At 52.9% G+C, this 15325-nt stretch carries 16 protein-coding genes; 11 read left to right on the top strand and 5 right to left on the bottom strand.

Annotated elements, in window-relative coordinates; translation table 11 throughout:
- The first annotated feature begins 145 nt into the window (after positions 1 to 145).
- From WM95_RS02935 to WM95_RS02920, 4 genes are all read left to right on the top strand, one after another.
- On the top strand, positions 146 to 1078 hold the full coding sequence (locus WM95_RS02935; protein WP_074166099.1) for a TIGR03756 family integrating conjugative element protein: 933 nt from the start codon (positions 146 to 148) through the stop codon (positions 1076 to 1078).
- An 11-nt stretch (positions 1079 to 1089) separates the two neighbouring features.
- Positions 1090 to 2451 carry an integrating conjugative element protein gene (locus WM95_RS02930; protein WP_088544631.1) on the top strand — a complete coding sequence of 454 codons (1362 nt, stop codon included), beginning with the start codon at positions 1090 to 1092 and terminating at the stop codon, positions 2449 to 2451.
- Positions 2448 to 3950: a conjugal transfer protein TraG N-terminal domain-containing protein gene (locus WM95_RS02925; RefSeq protein ID WP_063408532.1), complete on the top strand. Its 1503-nt coding sequence runs from the start codon at positions 2448 to 2450 to the stop codon at positions 3948 to 3950. Before WM95_RS02930 ends, WM95_RS02925 begins: the two co-directional genes overlap by 4 nt.
- Positions 3951 to 4046: 96 nt before the next feature.
- Positions 4047 to 4919, top strand: coding sequence for a phosphorothioated DNA-binding restriction endonuclease (locus tag WM95_RS02920; protein WP_063408531.1), 873 nt, complete (start codon positions 4047 to 4049; stop codon positions 4917 to 4919).
- Positions 4920 to 4957: 38 nt separating this feature from the next.
- Here the strand turns inward: WM95_RS02920 and glgS are convergent, their stop codons facing one another.
- A complete protein-coding gene (glgS, locus tag WM95_RS02915) occupies positions 4958 to 5158 on the bottom strand; it encodes a cell surface composition regulator GlgS (RefSeq protein WP_001561269.1) in 201 nt (66 codons plus the stop codon).
- 333 nt (positions 5159 to 5491) lie between these two features.
- Here glgS and WM95_RS02910 point away from each other — a divergent pair, with 333 nt between their 5' ends.
- The 5 genes from WM95_RS02910 to WM95_RS02890 all read left to right on the top strand — a co-directional run bounded on the left by WM95_RS02910 (position 5492) and on the right by WM95_RS02890 (position 9519).
- Positions 5492 to 5782 carry a hypothetical protein gene (locus WM95_RS02910; protein WP_063408530.1) on the top strand — a complete coding sequence of 97 codons (291 nt, stop codon included), beginning with the start codon at positions 5492 to 5494 and terminating at the stop codon, positions 5780 to 5782.
- A 64-nt stretch (positions 5783 to 5846) separates the two neighbouring features.
- The gene (locus tag WM95_RS02905; RefSeq protein WP_063408529.1) at positions 5847 to 6752 is read left to right on the top strand and encodes an ArdC family protein; all 906 of its coding nucleotides are present in this window, start codon (positions 5847 to 5849) and stop codon (positions 6750 to 6752) included.
- A gap of 192 nt (positions 6753 to 6944) precedes the next feature.
- Positions 6945 to 7316 carry a hypothetical protein gene (locus WM95_RS02900; protein WP_088544630.1) on the top strand — a complete coding sequence of 124 codons (372 nt, stop codon included), beginning with the start codon at positions 6945 to 6947 and terminating at the stop codon, positions 7314 to 7316.
- Between the two features lie 263 nt (positions 7317 to 7579).
- A protein-coding gene (locus WM95_RS02895; RefSeq protein ID WP_085949497.1) for an IS3 family transposase occupies positions 7580 to 8727 on the top strand; the annotation gives its coding sequence in 2 pieces (ribosomal slippage) (positions 7580 to 7817 and positions 7817 to 8727; 1149 coding nt in all).
- Between the two features lie 105 nt (positions 8728 to 8832).
- Positions 8833 to 9519 carry an RES family NAD+ phosphorylase gene (locus WM95_RS02890; RefSeq protein ID WP_063408527.1) on the top strand — a complete coding sequence of 229 codons (687 nt, stop codon included), beginning with the start codon at positions 8833 to 8835 and terminating at the stop codon, positions 9517 to 9519.
- Positions 9520 to 9549: 30 nt separating this feature from the next.
- Here the strand turns inward: WM95_RS02890 and WM95_RS02885 are convergent, their stop codons facing one another.
- Positions 9550 to 10212 (bottom strand): hypothetical protein, encoded by a 663-nt coding sequence (locus tag WM95_RS02885; protein WP_063408526.1) that lies wholly within the window; start codon positions 10210 to 10212, stop codon positions 9550 to 9552.
- A gap of 247 nt (positions 10213 to 10459) precedes the next feature.
- Here WM95_RS02885 and mobH point away from each other — a divergent pair, with 247 nt between their 5' ends.
- The gene (mobH, locus tag WM95_RS02880) at positions 10460 to 12049 is read left to right on the top strand and encodes a MobH family relaxase (protein WP_063408525.1); all 1590 of its coding nucleotides are present in this window, start codon (positions 10460 to 10462) and stop codon (positions 12047 to 12049) included.
- A gap of 55 nt (positions 12050 to 12104) precedes the next feature.
- Here the strand turns inward: mobH and WM95_RS02875 are convergent, their stop codons facing one another.
- Both WM95_RS02875 and WM95_RS02870 read right to left on the bottom strand, forming a co-directional pair.
- The gene (locus WM95_RS02875) at positions 12105 to 12758 is read right to left on the bottom strand and encodes an HNH endonuclease (RefSeq protein ID WP_058656242.1); all 654 of its coding nucleotides are present in this window, start codon (positions 12756 to 12758) and stop codon (positions 12105 to 12107) included.
- Positions 12759 to 12869: 111 nt separating this feature from the next.
- Entirely contained in the window at positions 12870 to 13136 is a 267-nt protein-coding gene (locus tag WM95_RS02870; RefSeq protein ID WP_063408524.1) for a hypothetical protein, read from the bottom strand.
- 338 nt (positions 13137 to 13474) lie between these two features.
- Between WM95_RS02870 and fic the strand changes: the two genes are divergently transcribed.
- Positions 13475 to 14551: a protein adenylyltransferase Fic gene (gene fic / locus WM95_RS02865; RefSeq protein WP_063408523.1), complete on the top strand. Its 1077-nt coding sequence runs from the start codon at positions 13475 to 13477 to the stop codon at positions 14549 to 14551.
- Positions 14552 to 14570: 19 nt separating this feature from the next.
- On the opposite strand, the gene WM95_RS02860 is transcribed toward fic, so the two are convergent.
- Positions 14571 to 14939 (bottom strand): helix-turn-helix domain-containing protein, encoded by a 369-nt coding sequence (locus WM95_RS02860; RefSeq protein WP_231106817.1) that lies wholly within the window; start codon positions 14937 to 14939, stop codon positions 14571 to 14573.
- Positions 14940 to 15325: the final 386 nt, after the last annotated feature.

Raw genomic sequence — 15325 nt, 5'->3', positions numbered from 1 at the left:
CCTGAACCACAGAATAACACCAGAAAGCCCGGCAAAGGTTGATGCCAGACTCAACAATTTTCACAGGCTGACTCCAGTTTTCAGCAGTGATCTTATGAGCATTGCGCTACACCCGGCAGAAGAAAACTCTGTTGCCGGAGGCGTTATGCCAGACCGCTTTCCTATTCTGTTGCCACTGATGCTGTGCGCCGCTTTCCCGCTCAGAGCCATTACCACGCCGGAAATTGCCGCCTCCGCCCTGTCGCCGGACTGCGTGAACTACCGGGTTGTCGGCCTGTGCCACTGGCTCTATTGCACGCCGCTCGGCTGTACGGTGCGCACGTCGGTGAAGGTCAGCCATTTCCGCCCGGATCTGGTGGTGTCGGCTTACAGCAACACCGGGCAGAATCCGTGGGCGGAGATGTCGTTACTCAGCCCACCGTTGCCCGGTGTTGCCGAAGGCGGTGGTGATACGAATCCTCGTTCTGCCAGCCAGCACAGCAAGATCCGCTTTAAGAATGCCGATGCCATCGGCTTCCCGGCAGGCGATGAGCTGGCGAAGTTTTTCACCCAGTTTGGCTATATCTGCTCACCTTCATCGCAGCCTTTTCAACCGTACTTTCTGAGTCAACTGGATGCGCTGGCGTGGCGCAGCGGTGTGCCGGAAATGACGTACCCGGAGGCGCTGACGCCGGGCATACGGGAAGTCGGTCAGAATGGCGATATGTGGGGCAATATCTATCCACGCGCCGGAGCCATCAGTCAGACGCACGACTATAAAGCCGCCGCCGTTATCGCTCAGCGCGTGGCCGACCTGGTGACCCGTACCGGGCAGCCGCATATCTATACGCCGCTAACGGCCTCATCGCGCGCCGGATACTGGCCGCCCTCCCCGGTTATCGAAGGCGACAGCGATAACCATCGCTGGCAGATGCTCACCCCGAAAAAATCCGCCGCCTGTTCGGTGTTTCCGGATGGCAGCGCCACCGACACCTACGCCGACAAGCTGGCGGAGGATGGCGCGTACGCCTGGACACTGTGGCGGCCCTATAAATGCTGTCCGCGCCGGGGGCAAACCTTCCTCGGCAGTACGGGTTAACGGAGGCGATGATGAGAGTCCTTTGCCTGGTCTTACTGTTTTTCGCCTGGGTTTGCGTGGCGGCAGACGACTACAGTTTCCGCACGCGAGGCGCGGTTGATGACCTGCTTTATTACCAGATTGGCGGCGGCGAGGCGGTCATGCCTCCCCCCGTGCGCCGTAGCCCCTCGCCGCTTAGCGTGGGCATTGGCTGGAACGCCGATATGATGTGCGGCAATTTCGACATCGACACCACGGTACGCAACCAGCTCAACGGCATCACCGACGGCTTCCAGCAGCTGATGGGCAACGTCATCCAGAGCGCCACCGGCGCGGTTGCCAGCCTGCCCGCGATGATTATCCAGCGCGCCAATCCGCAGCTTTATGATCTGCTAACCAACGGCGTGCTGCAGGGGCGGCTGGATTTTGATAAATCGCTACTGAACTGCCAGAAAATGGCGGAGAAGATGACCGATTTGGCGGCAGACTCCGCCTGGTTTTCCGGAGCCAAAGCGGAGAACTACCAATCCCTCGCCGCCAGCGATAATGACGCCATCCGCACCGACCAGAAAGCGGCAAAAGAGGCAGCCGAAAAGGGTAAACGCTGGGTGGGCGGTGAAAAGCGCGGCGGCAAAGGCCAGCCGCCGATTAAGGTAGTCCATGACGCCACCGCCGCAGGCTGGAATATTCTCAACCAGCAGCCCGCCACCAGCACCACGTCTCTTGCCTCCTCCGAATGCGACGGAGAACTTTGTAGCACCTGGACATCCCCTGAAGAAGTCGCCGGATGGATGACCCGCGTGGTAGGTGAGCAGACCATCAGCGTGGCGCAGGCCACCGACGATCCGGACGCACGTTCCGGCGCGCAAGCGGGGATCGGTCTGCATCCGCTGATCGACGAAGAAAAGGCGAAGATCCTGCCCCTCCTGACAGATCTGGTCAATGGCAGTCAGAAACCCGGTTTCGACAATCTGGCGAAAGCCTCCGGCGGTTCTATGCAACTGACCCGCGGCGTGGTCGAGGCACTGCGCGACGATCCGGATGTTGCCGTCCTCACCGAACGGCTGGCGGGAGAGCTGGCGCTGGCCCGCGTCACCGAGCAGGCGCTGCTGGCCCGGCGCACGCTGCTCGCGGGCATGCGCGAACCGAATATCGCCAACGTCAAAGAAGCGCAGGACAGCTTAGGCAAAACCACCGCCCAACTGGATGAAGAGCTGAGCCAGCTTAAGCTGGAACTCGATTTCCGCCAGGCGCTGACGCGCAATACCACAAGCCTTATCCTGCAACGCAAACAGCAGCGCGACCAGCTTCAGGGGCAGGCGGTGGAAGTGCCGGACGACAGCGACCGCCGTCTGCACAACCTCAATAACCCGCAGCCAGACAGTCCGCGATGACCGCCAACAGCTATTTCGAGTATGTGCTCACCCTGCTCGGCTGGCTGGTGAACAACGGCGTGTGGCAGACGCTGACCGCCACCGGGCTGTTCGCCCTGCCCCTGCTGGCGAAGCTGATTGCCCTGTGGCTGAAGGCGCGCGGCCAGGGGGCTGATGAAGGCAACGTCGCCCGCCTGCTGGTCGTCTGGGTGGAGCACTCGCTCTACAGCGCCCTGCTGGTGATCTTCTTCGCGGGTGTGCCGTTCCTCAATGTCGATATCAATACCCTCACCTACGACAGCCAACGCACGAAGCAGTGCGGCTGGTCGGTGGTACAGCCCGGTGATTCCGGCTATGCGCCGTTGATTAATGAACTCAGCGGCCAGAGCGCCTCGGTGCCGGTGTGGTGGTACTTCACCCACGCGCTGGGCAAGGGCATCACCAGCGCCGCCGTCGCGGTGCTCCCCTGTAAGCCGGACCTTCGTCAGCTGCGCTTTGAAGTACAGCACACCCGGATCGCCGATCCGGCGCTGGCGCAGGAACTACATGATTTCGTTAACGACTGCTACGGGCCGTCGCGGGCAAGGCTCAAGCAGCTGGGCAGCGATATCAGTGAGGAGCAAAGCCGGGAAGTGGACTGGGTGGGATCGGCCTTTTATCTCGCCACGCCGGGCTATTACGACCACGAACACTCCCGTTCGCCACTCACCGCCTGGCCTTATGACGCCAGCCGCGACGACGGTCTGAGCGATACGGGTGGAGGTGGCTATCCTGCGTGTAAGGAGTGGTGGTCCGATGGTGATGCGGGGCTGAAAAACCGGCTACTGAAGCAGGTCGATACCACGCTCTGGCAGCAACTACAAAAACTGGGACAGTCGAAAGAGGAGTATGAAGAGGCGGTACTGCGCTCGCTGGTGAGCCCGCGCAATATGCAGGTGTCGCAGGGAGGTCTGGTGTACAACGGGTTTGGTGGGAGTGCGGGGGATCATTTAAGCCAGACGCAGTTGCTGAGTCGTGTGGGCGGGATCATCGGCGCGGGGCTTTCGAGCTACGCTCTTTTTCCGGCGTTTGATAACGTCCGCCAGGCGCTGCCGATGGTACAGGCTTTCCTTGAAATGGCGCTGGTGATTTGTATTCCGGTGATCCTGCTGTTCTCGGCATGGGATCTTAAAACGGTCATCACACTGAGTTTTGTGCAGTTCGCCCTGTTCTTTCTCACCTTCTGGTGGGAACTGGCTCGCTGGCTGGATAACTGGCTGATGCAGATGATGTACGACAGCGACACCCACTCGTACTTCAATCTCTGGGGCCTGCAAAACACCTCCGACGATCTGATTGTGAATATCATTATGGGCGTGATGTTCCTGGTGTTACCCGCATTCTGGCTGGGGGCGCTGACGTGGGCGGGCGTCAGGATCGGCGCGGCCATCGCTGGTGTGATGGGCAGCGCGGTCGGCGATATCCGTAGCGCTGGTGAACAGGTCGGGAAGATGATCGTAAGTAAAACACGCATTCCCTGAGGATTTCGTACTGGCGGTGTGATGAACGGGGCTTGAGTCACCGGCATTTTGCGAGCATGATCGCAATAACATCAGCCTGTTACCCGGTTCCTTCTTATGATCTCTCCAGAAACGCTGCAATCCGCCATCTCTAACGTCTCTGTCTGGCGTCAGGGTGACGTATGCGCGCCGCATAAACCGCTGCTGCTGTTGTACGTACTGTCGCAGTACAAAGCAGGCCATCCACGCCTGTTTAACTACGGTCTGGAAATCCACGAACCGCTTACTCGCCTGCTGAAAGAGTTTGGTCCCAAGCGACGCACCGATTACCCCAATATGCCGTTCTGGCGGCTGCGAACTGACGGCTTCTGGGAGATCGCTCACGCAGAAGGCTGCAAACCGCGTAAGGGCAATACTCAGCCGACAAAGAAAGAACTGATTGATAACCAGGTGGCGGGCGGCTTCGATGAAGCGGCCTACCAGCAATTGCTGGCACATCCAGAGATGATCGACCAACTGGCTCAGAAGATCCTCACCGATCGCTTCCCGGAAAGTATTCAGCGGATCCTGGCCAACCAACTGGGATTCGATTTTATCGATCGCTCCAAGAACCGCGATCCGCGTTTCAGGGATATCGTTCTTCGCGCTTACCACTCACGGTGCGCGTTCTGTGGTTACGATCTCAGACTCGATGGCGCGCTGGTTGGTATTGAAGCAGCGCATATTCACTGGAAAGCGTACGGTGGCCCGTGCGTGGTGAACAATGGACTGGCGCTCTGTACGTTGCACCACGATGCGTTTGATATGGGAGCATTCGGGCTGGATGAGAGTATGACCATCCACATCTCCGGCGGCGTCAGTCGTAGTCCGGTGGTAGACCATCTGTTCTGGCACCGGGACGGCCAGCAGTTATTCCTTCCTTATGACAAAACGCAGTGGCCTGCTGAACAATATGTTGGCTGGCACCGAAAACAGATTTTCAAAGCCTGAAAATACGCAACGGGCCGTTAAGCCCGTTGTTCGTTACATCACCGCAGTTCTATCACTCTCGCCCGCTCAGCCTGCTTTCGGTAGTGGTCGTATCGCTCCCGGAACCATGCTTGCTGTTCATCACTCATATTGCCGGTCACGGCATCGATATCCACTGGCTGGCCCAGGGCGTGCATACGGGCAAAACTGCGCGCCAGAAAATCAAAATTCTTCAATGCGTTTATATCTTGTCGGTTCATTAGCATATCCCTCCAGTCATTGTGTTTACTGTTCAAGGTCATATGCTTTTCTGATTTCAGTATCCGCCTGAAAAAGATCATTTTTTGAGCGATGCGTGCGCATCAATCTGCCTGCGTTCACATTTCAGGAACGACAAAACTCTTCAGTCCCGGTAATGATTTTCCCCTCCCTTTTATCACCCGCACAGAAAACACTACCGCCAGCCATGCAGTAAGTTCGCCATGTATCCGGAAGGTGCGAACGGCGCAGATGCGCAGGATACCCGTACCATTCCATCCCGCAGGGAAACGCCCTGCGAAGGGTGTTCTCTGCTCATCTACAGGAGAAACACCATGTCGCTTTTCGATAAAAAACCGTCGTTAATGCCGGTGGCTATCGCCCCTGATGTCTGGCAATCCGCTGTGGAATTTCCCGCCGACCCGCAGCAGGTGGAAGAACGGCTGGGCAATCTGTTGCTCGCCGTACTGCTGACCCTGCGCACCGCCGGGGCATCCCGCAAGAAAGTCACCTTTACGATCTACTGCCAGCCGCCGCAGGGCGATATGAAAGTCCCTGTCGCATTACCGCTATCACTCAACTATCACGGCCATTATGTGCAGGTCTCGATGGCTGAACAGGCATAACCTCTCCCCGCCGGAGTCGCTTCCGGACGGAGGCAGCTCCGGCTTCTTCCATGAGGATCGCACAATGGACAGAAGCAACGATATCTACCAGAAAGTCACCGACCAGATTATTGCTGAGCTGGAAAACGGCAATGTGCCGTGGCTCCGCCCGTGGCGCGATGGCGAGCCGCCGTTCCCGATCAATGCGTTATCCGGTCGTCCGTATCACGGCATCAACGTACCGCTGCTGTGGAACAGCGCCGACAAGCAGAGCTTCGCCAGCGACCGCTGGCTGACGTTTCATCAGGTCAGCGCGCTCGGCGGGCAAGTGCGCCGGGGGGAGAAATCCTCTCTGGCGGTGTTATATCTGCCGCGCACACAGGAAGAGATCGATGCACTCGGCCAGCCGTTGCTGGATAAAGACGGCGAGCCGAAGGTGCGGCATTTTGGGATCATTCGTGAATTTCGGCTGTTTAACCTGTCGCAGTGCGACGGCCTGCCGCAGTCGCTGTTCGAGCCGTTTACCCGGCCCGCAGAGCCTGTGGAGATGGCCGAAACCATTGCGAAGAATAGCGGCGTGACGCTGCGCCATCGCCGCCAGTCGAAAGCGTATTACAAACCCGCGACCGACCTGGTGATGATGCCGCACCCGCAACAGTTTGAAAGCAGCGAGGCGTACTACGCCACGCTGCTGCATGAACTGACGCACGCTACCGGACACACTTCACGCCTCAACCGCCCCGGTATTGCCGGAGCGGAACGCACCGAAGCGCTATACGCCGCTGAAGAGTTAGTGGCGGAGATGGGTAGCGCCTTCCTGTGCGCCCATTGCGGCATTCAGGGCAGACTCCAGCACGCCAGCTATATCGGCTACTGGCTGGATATCCTGCGCCAGGACAAGCGGGCAGTGATCCGCGCCAGCGGTATGGCGCGCCACGCCAGTGAATGGCTACTCAACGCGGTACCACAACCCTGTCAGCTTAGCGCCTGACAGCCCACCCGCACGGGGAGTCTTCCCCGCCGGGAAGTTGCTCCCCTTCAATATTCCCCAAAATCATTCGGGTTGCAGGAAGGCGGCGACGCAGCGAATCCCCGGGAGCGTAGACAAACTACGTGACCGGGATGAGCGAGGAAAGCCAACGCACCTGCGGCCTGAAGGATGAAGGGGAATGAGGAACAATGTATGGGACTCGACATCTTCTTTTTCGAACGGGCAAAAAACGCGCCCGATGAAAGCCGGTACGCCAGAGTGGGTTATTTCCGCAAGGTGAACCCGTTACTCAAATGGGTGGATAAACACGTTGGGCTGGTGCGCAACCAGGTGCTGTTAGAAGTCACCAAAGCACATTTGCAGGCGCTTCTGAGCGACCTACAGAGCCTGACGCCGGATAACTGCGGCGCGGTTTATCCCACGATTGACGGCTTTTTCTATGGATATACCGATTATGGAGAACACTACTGGAAAGACGTTCGCGCCGTCACCCACTGGGTGAAAGAGACGCTGGAGACGTTTGATTTTGAGCGAGACAGGCTGATGTTTTATGCCTGGTGGTAAGTGAAACGGAGTGGCCGGTTTTGATCGGCCACTTTTTTTATGCTTCGGAAACACCTCTTGATTAGACACTACACAATTATCAGCATTCATTATCATTTTCGTGATACCTGCGATGAAGCCTCATCTCACTTCCCCTTGATTGATAACTACTATGGGTTAGAATTATGTGTCCCATCAATGGGATAAAACGCCCCGCGAAGTGAATCGCCACGCGTTTAACAGACACCTCAGAGTCATTTAAGATGACTTAAAGAGAGGTGCCCATGAGCGGTAAGCGTTATCCTGAAGAGTTTAAAACTGAAGCAGTCAAACAGGTTGTTGATCGCGGTTATTCTGTTGCCAGCGTTGCAACACGTCTCGATATCACCACCCACAGCCTTTATGCCTGGATAAAGAAGTACGGTCCGGATTCTTCCACTAATAAAGAACAGTCAGATGCTCAGGCCGAGATCCGCCGTCTCCAGAAAGAGCTGAAACGGGTTACCGACGAACGGGACATATTAAAAAAAGCCGCGGCGTACTTCGCAAAGCTGTCCGACTGAGGTACGCCTTTATCCGTGACAACTCCTGTTGCTGGCCTGTTCGCCTGCTCTGTCGGGTGCTGGATGTTCATCCCAGTGGTTTTTACGCCTGGCTTCAGCAGCCGCATTCACAACGCCATCAGGCAGACCTGAGACTGACAGGACAGATTAAACAGTTCTGGCTGGAATCGGGATGCGTCTATGGTTATCGCAAAATCCATCTGGATCTGCGTGACAGCGGGCAACAGTGCGGAGTAAACAGAGTCTGGAGACTGATGAAACGTGTCGGAATAAAGGCTCAGGTCGGATACCGAAGCCCGCGGGCACGTAAAGGCGAGGCCAGTATCGTGTCACCCAACAGGCTCCAGCGACAGTTCAATCCGGATGCTCCTGATGAGCGTTGGGTAACGGACATAACCTACATCAGGACCCACGAAGGCTGGCTGTATCTTGCCGTTGTTGTTGATCTGTTCTCACGCAAAATTATCGGCTGGTCCATGCAATCCCGGATGACAAAGGACATTGTCCTGAACGCACTGCTGATGGCTGTATGGCGGCGTAATCCCGAAAAACAGGTGCTGGTTCATTCGGATCAGGGCAGTCAGTACACAAGCCATGAGTGGCAGTCGTTCCTGAAATCACACGGCCTGGAGGGTAGCATGAGCCGTCGCGGTAACTGCCATGATAATGCGGTTGCAGAAAGTTTTTTCCAGTTGTTGAAACGTGAACGGATAAAGAAAAAGATCTACGGAACGCGGGAAGAAGCCCGCAGTGATATTTTTGATTACATCGAAATGTTTTATAACAGTAAGCGTCGGCATGGTTCTAGCGAACAGATGTCACCGACAGAATATGAAAACCAGTATTATCAACGGCTCGGAAGTGTCTAGATTATCCGTGGCGATTCAAAGAATTCGTCAGGGTAAATTCAAAATCAATGGAGGTTAAGCCTATGGCTTATTTAAATCCACTTTTATTAGGAGGGCATTTCGCCTATGACATACGAGGAAAACCTAAACGACGACGCTAACCAATCTACTGAAACCGATGCTGATATTAAAGCCCGGAAGAAACTAGACGAGGCCATACTCAGTAAATTCAGGAACCTTGACCAGAAAACGCTTAACCGCTGTGGCAAGGTAATTCCTGCAGATACTGAGATGTACCGACTCCAGCCCGGTGAGCATAATGGAAGCAACGTTTTTTTCAATCATAACGGTGCGGATTACCGTTTTAGTCTGACTGACGGTGTACATGGCTCGATGTATTTGGCCTACACCCCAGGAACGTCGTTGAAAGAAGTGTTTCAGAACAAAGTGTCCATGAAAGAATCGGACCTTGAAGATTACTATCTTGGCAAAATAGCAATCTTAAAGGACGTTAACATTCTGCAAGTAAACAAATTGGTCAGTCGTACATCTATAAAAATTCATGATGTCACAACAGATTCTCGTAAAGTCACACAGTTTCTGGCTACCATAGCGCACAACGCAGGATTCGACGGTATGGAGTATACGTCGAACGTAACCGGTGAATCATGTCTGGTGCTTTGGCATATCGACCCATCTGGACAGGGCATGGCCATAACGCTAGAACAGACCCGCCTCAGTGACTTTGAGCATGATGGTAAAGAGGCTGCCGACATCCTTACTTGGGATCTAGGCATATCGGTCGAAGAATAACAAAAGGGGGGGCAAGCACCCCCTTCATTGTTATGCGGCATCTTGCGTACCATAAACGCGGGCAAGCCGATGTAACTCGTCCATCAAGACGTCATCCGGATTCCCTTTAAGAATCTCGATAATATTAAAAGTACGACCTGCTGGCGATAATCCCTTCAGCACAGTATTACGTTCCTCAACAAAGAAAGAATATTGCATCCTGTCACTGAAATTTTTAAGTTGCTTAAGTAAGCCTGACAGACCTTTCAGAACGCCTCGATCCGAGATCCGTTCATCATCAGTAAACTGGAACGCCGGATAAAAGAACTCACCATCAATTTCTACAGCAAGTAATTGGCCACTATCTTTCCAGTTTTTCACCGTGGTTTTTGTACGGCCTAAAACTTCAGCGGCTTTTGCTGAAGAATAGACCCCACCATCCCGCTCTAACCGCGAAAGAAACATGGCCTTGCTATGGACGCGACGAAGGTGCCTTTTCTTTTCCTTCGTCAGGTTATGCTCAGCTCTGCTTGCCAGGTATCCCAAAATGGCATCGACAGCAAAGAGCGCATCTGTTTGAGCCATGCTTTCCTGTCGAACATGAGTATTACCTGCTCTGATGTCATCAGCCAGTTCCTGAACAAAATTCTGGAGTCTGGCAGCAGAAGTCATATTGTCCTGGTAGACAGGTCGCTTTTCTGTAGTCGGATTCATAAAACCCTCCTTTTCGATTTCACGATTAAAACAATACATCAAATCGAAAAGTTGTGCAAGTTTTCACCGCTACAAGACATCATGCATTAACTACATATTTTGTATCGTTTTATTAACCAACATAATATTGGGTAATCTTAAATATTCTCTGCAGACTTAAAAAACCTGCTGTATGGAAAAGACCCAAAGGGAGACACTGCAAAGGAAGGGCGACAAGGGCAAAGGGGCCTGCCCGGAAAGGGGAAATATGCTGAAGTGGCTACAACGACCATCCCAGAGCCAGCCACCGGCGCCAGACGCTGCGCTACCGGAGGGTTGGTTTGCGCCACAATCCGCAGAACGGTTGCTGGCGAAGCCGTTACGTCAGTCCTGTTTGCACCAGTTACGGCAACTGACCCCGCTGCCAGATACCCTGTTTGATAGCTGGATCCTCACGGCGATTCATCGCTTCGCCGCGTTGGTACAACTGCTGCCCGCCTCACAAAGTCATCACCATTCCACTCCCGGTGGGTTGCTGGATCATTCGCTGGAAGTTGCCTGCAATGCCATCCGGTTGCGCCAGGGTTATCTGCTGCCACCGGAAGCGGGTGCGGAAGAACAGGCCCGGCAGGCCAGCGCATGGACGGTCGCGGTGGTCTGCGCGGCATTACTGCACGATACGGGAAAAATCGCCGTGGATATGGAGATTCATCAACGTGATGGCACCCGCTGGCATCCGTGGCAGGGTAATCTGGCACAGCCTTATCGCTGGCAGTACCAGAGCCACGGTCGCGACTATCATCTGCATCCGGCGGCTAGCGCAATGCTGATTAATCAGTTGATACCCTCGCCATTACTGGACTGGCTGGCCGGATATCCCACGGTTTTTGCGTCCCTGATTTATCAGATAACCGGACACTACGAACGGGCTGGCGCGCTGGCGGAACTGGTACAGCAGGCCGATAAAGCCTCTGTCGCCCGATACCTCGGCGGCGATATCAAAACTGCGCTGGCACAAAAGCCCTCTTCCTTTCCCCAGCAGCTTCTTACAGCCTTACGGTCGCTGGTACAGAACGAGTACCGGCTCAATAATCCCGAATGCGGATCAGATGGCTGGTTGACGGAGGATGCGCTGTGGCTTATCAGCAAAACCACCGCCGACCGGGTTCGCGCCTGGCTGCTCCAGCATGGCGTAGCCAGCGTACCGGAAAATAATAACCGCCTGTTTGACGAACTGCTGGCATATCAGCTTATCGTTGCCAATGAGGATAAAGCGATCTGGCGCTGCATTATCCGATCAGATAAGGGCTGGTCGCCCGTTGAACCGCTGACGCTGCTGCGCCTGACGCCGTCTGCAATATGGGAACCAGGCGAACAACGTCCCGCCTGTTTTGTCGGTGATGTGACGCAGGTAAGCGAAGCTGAACCCGTCCCTGAACTTAGCGCTCCCACTCAACCGCTGCCGGAGATAGCAGACGACCCGAGGCTTGGTGACAATAATAATTTCCTGCAGTGGCTGAAGAACCACACCAGTTCTTCAGCCACGGTGAATACCCGGAACGGCAAGGTACATGTGGTGGAAAACCATCTTTTTTTGATTTCGCCGGGGATCTTTAAAACATACGCAGCAGAAACCACAGGCGATAGCGGCGACGGCTGGAAACTGGCACAGCGAATGTTTCAGGAGTCAGGGCTGGCCCTGCGCTGTAATGATGACAGTTTTATCTGGTCCTGCGAGGTTCGGGTTCCACAAAAGAAAAGTAGTCAGTTGAAAGGGTTTCTGATAAAAGATCCGAAGCAGGTGTTGGGGGAGAAAGTGCCGGTGAATAATCCGTGGCTGAAGTTGCTGCGCGAATAGCAATTTATATCAAAATACTCTCTTCCACCGAGCCACAGCGAATGGGCTGTAATACCTAAAGAGCCGCATGATATTCAATAATTGATTTCAATTCTTCAGGCGAAAAAGGCGGATTACGCCGATGCAACATGGCGTGGCAATTAGGGCAGACGGGAATAAGATCTTTTTTGGGATCCAGAGAGTAATTATCTTTGATGTCTGATAGCGGAATCAGGTGGTGTATATGGATAAAACCTTTTGCTATCTCACCATACACCCTCATCATATCAATGCCGCATACTTTGCACAGGCAACCATGCCAGGCTAATGCGGCCTGCCGGGCCTTACGGTCGCGTTCATAGCGGTTAACCGTTACCTGCGTAGCGGCACCTTCAGTAAATACGCTCTGCGGTGGCAGTTCATCAGGAAAAATACTGATGGCGGGCTGCTCGTTACCCAAATTTTTCTCAACGATCTGAAACCCTTGATCGGTAAGCAACTTGACACATTTCGACTTGATACCACCGCTAAAATCTTCAGGGGAAAACTCAACGCCTATCATATTTGAAGCAGCAATACCGACTATAGCTTTCGGTGGATAACTGCGCCCTTCAAAGACCACATCATACAGCCGGGACTCGCTGAACTGGTGGCGTACACCTTCATCATAGGCGCGCATAGCCGCAATAATGCATTCCCTGGAAAGCTGGTCTGGCAGTTTCTTCTTCATTTACAACTCATCATCCCTGAAACGACATATGCTAACTCTTTATTTTATAGCATATTAATTTATCCGGTGATAATCAGCACTCTTCAATCTCGCAGTACCGGGATACGGGCATCAGTGCAGCGGCAGAGTAACGTAGCGGCAGAGAAACCGCGCCTCATGCTGATTGTCCAGCCGTATCTGAAAGATATCGTGTATATCCTGCGCAGATGCATCCTCACGCCACGCCAGAAGGCCCTGCTGGTTCATACGGATAATAATCTGATCGGGCGTTTCGCCCTGATTCAATGCTTCAACTACCTGTTGCAGGGGAAGCGGTAGCGTCTGAGCAGGCCACATCACTTCAACGCTTACGAGCTGGCGGTGTGTCCGGGGTAACATCGGTAGTTTCCTCCATGGCTAGAATTTCGCGGTTAATTAGCCATGAAATAGGGGCATTTTTTGCGGTTACAAGGTTTGCCGAGAGACCTCATTTAAAGGTCGATATATCTCAGGTAGTGAGGTCTCTTCCCAGGCAAATCCAGATAGTCTGCACCAAGCGTCTGAGGATATGTCGATAAAAAGCTTTTTTTTAAACATATAGCCAAAACATGTTTATGCCATCGACACGTTGCGGCGATATGTCGATAAAACACGATTTTTTAAACATGATGCCGTGACATGCTTATAGCATCGACATATGATGTCTATATGTCGATGAAATCGGTTTTTATAAACATATGAACTGGAATCCCGAAGCCCCTTACAATGATCTGCCAAAACTGCCGCCTGATCTGCAGCAGATAGAAACACGCAATGTACTAAAAGCGTGTATAAATGCGCGCGCGGCAATTGCAGAGCTGAAAACGGCGGGTGAGTTGATCCCCGATCAAGGATTGTTGATTAACATTCTCCCGATGCTGGAAGCGAAAGATTCCTCACGCATTGAGAATATCGTAACGACCAGCGATCAGCTCTTTCAGTATGCTGATCGTGCAGACGGAGCAGATCCAGCAACCAAAGAAGCATTGCGCTATCGTACGGCGCTTTATGATGGTTATACCCATCTTGAGACCTATCCACTTTGCACAAACACCGCAATCGCTATCTGTACCAAATTACGCGCAGTTCAGACCGATATAAGAAAAACACCGGGCACGATACTGCGCGATCAGAATAACAGCGTGGTGTATACACCCCCGGTGGGTGAAGATACTATCCGTAACTTATTGACGAACTGGGAGCAGTTCATACATGGCGATGATGATTTAGATCCATTGGTGAAAATGGCTATTGCACACTATCAATTTGAGTGCATCCACCCTTTTCCGGACGGGAATGGACGAACAGGTCGTATCCTGAATATTCTTTACCTGATTCAAAATGAATTACTTTCACTGCCTATCCTGTACCTGTCCCGCTTTATTCTGGAGAGACGTAGTGATTACTACATGCTCTTGCGTAGGGTAACAGAAGAAGGAGACTGGGAATCGTGGATATTATTTATGCTGGAGGCCGTAGAAAACACGTCCCGATGGACGACTGACAAGATTGCGGTTGTTCGGGCATTGATGGCAGAAACGACCGAGTATGTACGTGAGAAGCTACCAAAAATTTATACCTATGAACTCATCCAAGTGCTCTATGCGCAACCGTATTGCCGGATCGATAACCTTGTTGAACGAGGTATCGCTAAACGCCAGACGGCATCAGCGTATCTCAAACAGTTAGTCGAGATAGGCGTGCTGGAAGAAATGAGCGTTGGTCGCGACAAGCTGTATATCAATACCAGGTTGGTGCAGGAATTGAATCAGTAAAGCTTATTGGTTCCACAGTTCACCACTCCTGGTCCCAGCTATCAGACGATTTATGTTCGCCCCTACGGCTTACGGCCTGAAGCTTAAGGTCCAGAGCGGCAAGCAGCTTAAAGAGCGTACCTATGCAGGTCCCCTCAGGATGATTCTCAAACTCTGAAACCGTTGATTGTTTCATTCCTATACTTTCTGCAGTTTCGCGTTGAGTCAGCTTACGTTGCTTGCGAGCATTCCTCACTGCCTGAGCCAGAATTTTGGGTGAAGTTACGTTCATTTTATCCCCCATGACAGATATTCTGAGCATATCCGCTTTAGGGGATATTTTAAATCTATCCTCTATGGAGGATAAAAAATCTAATCCTTGATAGGTGGTAACATTTTTCTTTTGCACAATTTCACTGTCGTACCCACATCTCGCTGAATCAACGCAAAAGACATCGTTAATAGCACTGTGCAGAAAACTGTGATTGACCGCTAGATCCCCTATCGACATGCTCCGGCAATATGATGATAAAATTCATTTTTTAAAATTATGAATGGGATGAAGGAAACGACTTAATAGAAAATAAGTCAGTATTTCTTAGAAGAGGAATTTGTTTCTCACTCATAGCAGATTCTATCTGTCTGTCTTCTTTAGACCGCTTTATGCCAGTTATAGTCATTCTAACCCTGAGAGTTACACTTCTAAGTGATTCAGAGTGTGTGCTTACTGGTTACGAATATTGTGCCAGAATCATGTCACTTGATGATGTTACTTGTCTCAAAAAGTCAGTATTT

The organism is Enterobacter cloacae complex sp. ECNIH7, from assembly GCF_002208095.1.
In the GTDB taxonomy this organism is placed as follows: Bacteria; Pseudomonadota; Gammaproteobacteria; order Enterobacterales; family Enterobacteriaceae; genus Enterobacter; species Enterobacter cloacae_M.
Note: the sequence above shows the minus strand (reverse complement) of the source record. Positions and strands in the feature narration are given on the sequence as shown.

Excerpts from the sequence above, each read along its gene's own strand:
- WM95_RS02935 (WP_074166099.1), top strand. The coding sequence starts at position 146 with ATGCCAGACCGCTTTCCTATTCTGTTGCCACTGATGCTGTGCGCCGCT.
- WM95_RS02930 (WP_088544631.1), top strand. The coding sequence starts at position 1,090 with ATGAGAGTCCTTTGCCTGGTCTTACTGTTTTTCGCCTGGGTTTGCGTG.
- WM95_RS02925 (WP_063408532.1), top strand. The coding sequence starts at position 2,448 with ATGACCGCCAACAGCTATTTCGAGTATGTGCTCACCCTGCTCGGCTGG.
- WM95_RS02920 (WP_063408531.1), top strand. The coding sequence starts at position 4,047 with ATGATCTCTCCAGAAACGCTGCAATCCGCCATCTCTAACGTCTCTGTC.
- glgS (WP_001561269.1), bottom strand. The coding sequence starts at position 5,158 with ATGAACCGACAAGATATAAACGCATTGAAGAATTTTGATTTTCTGGCG.
- WM95_RS02910 (WP_063408530.1), top strand. The coding sequence starts at position 5,492 with ATGTCGCTTTTCGATAAAAAACCGTCGTTAATGCCGGTGGCTATCGCC.
- WM95_RS02905 (WP_063408529.1), top strand. The coding sequence starts at position 5,847 with ATGGACAGAAGCAACGATATCTACCAGAAAGTCACCGACCAGATTATT.
- WM95_RS02900 (WP_088544630.1), top strand. The coding sequence starts at position 6,945 with ATGGGACTCGACATCTTCTTTTTCGAACGGGCAAAAAACGCGCCCGAT.
- WM95_RS02890 (WP_063408527.1), top strand. The coding sequence starts at position 8,833 with ATGACATACGAGGAAAACCTAAACGACGACGCTAACCAATCTACTGAA.
- WM95_RS02885 (WP_063408526.1), bottom strand. The coding sequence starts at position 10,212 with ATGAATCCGACTACAGAAAAGCGACCTGTCTACCAGGACAATATGACT.
- mobH (WP_063408525.1), top strand. The coding sequence starts at position 10,460 with ATGCTGAAGTGGCTACAACGACCATCCCAGAGCCAGCCACCGGCGCCA.
- WM95_RS02875 (WP_058656242.1), bottom strand. The coding sequence starts at position 12,758 with ATGAAGAAGAAACTGCCAGACCAGCTTTCCAGGGAATGCATTATTGCG.
- WM95_RS02870 (WP_063408524.1), bottom strand. The coding sequence starts at position 13,136 with ATGTTACCCCGGACACACCGCCAGCTCGTAAGCGTTGAAGTGATGTGG.
- fic (WP_063408523.1), top strand. The coding sequence starts at position 13,475 with ATGAACTGGAATCCCGAAGCCCCTTACAATGATCTGCCAAAACTGCCG.